We start from the raw sequence: 932 nt of genomic DNA, 5'->3' as shown, positions 1-932 counted from the left end.
ACAAGAGATAGTGCAAGACCCGCAACTGCAGAAGCTGCCGGTACCATTGCCGCAATGAATGCTCCGGTAAGAACTGCCCCAACCGCGGCTAAAGATGCTGCTACCCAACCATTGAGTTTGTCCCAATATTGATAGAGGACAAAGAGCGCTGCAATGCCACCCATTAACCAACCGATAGGTGTCGTCATAATTGTGATACCAAGGCTAACAAATGCGGCTCCTACGGCTGCTAATGCGGCAATGAGTGGACCAAAAATGAAGGAACCAAGTGCTACAAGTCCTACCTTAAAGAGGGTTATTTCACCAATCAGAGGTTCTAGCCAGAAAAACCAGCCTTTAATCCTCTCTGTGAGATCACTGATACCTTTTCTCAAATCAGAGGTAGGATTAAGCAAATCATTAAAGACTTTTTTTACGCTTTTAGCCCATCCAGCAACGGTTGTTTGAATGAGGTCGCGGTTTTCATCAATCAGGCGAGAAAAACCGTCAATCATATCATTGATGACGGGCATGAAACGCGCGCCAATAAAGCTTGCGATACCGCCTATTTTTTTCTTAAAAGCTCCCATCTTGTCACTTAAGTCCGCTGCATAGCGTGCAACATCGGCACCTATCAGCCATTTTCCTTTCCTAGCCTTTGCAAAGAGCTCTTTAATGGGCGCCATGCCTTGTGCAAGCATGGTCGCCATTTCTTTACCATCACCCCCAAACAACAGAGCAGCAATATGCTGTCTTTGTGCTTGATTTTTCATCTTACTCATCTTGTCGGTAATTTCTTCTAACAAGACAGAAGTGGATTTGAGTTTTCCAGAAGTGTTTTTGACAGAAATGCCAAGCGCTTCAAAGCCCATCATGCCTCTTTTTTGTCCAGCATAGGCTTGTGCCGAACGCCTATTTAAAACCGCTAAGGATTGTTGAAAGAGTTCGGCGGA

1 protein-coding gene is annotated in these 932 nt (G+C 45.2%); it reads right to left on the bottom strand.

Annotated features, from left to right (window positions below):
* Nucleotides 1-932 (bottom strand): phage tail tape measure protein (locus ACFIKU_RS09810; RefSeq protein WP_375657394.1); only part of this gene is annotated, 932 nt, incomplete at both ends.

This window comes from Bartonella sp. CM120XJJH (assembly GCF_042194715.1).
GTDB lineage: Bacteria > Pseudomonadota > Alphaproteobacteria > Rhizobiales > Rhizobiaceae > Bartonella.
This window is presented reverse-complemented; position numbering and strand designations above follow the sequence as displayed.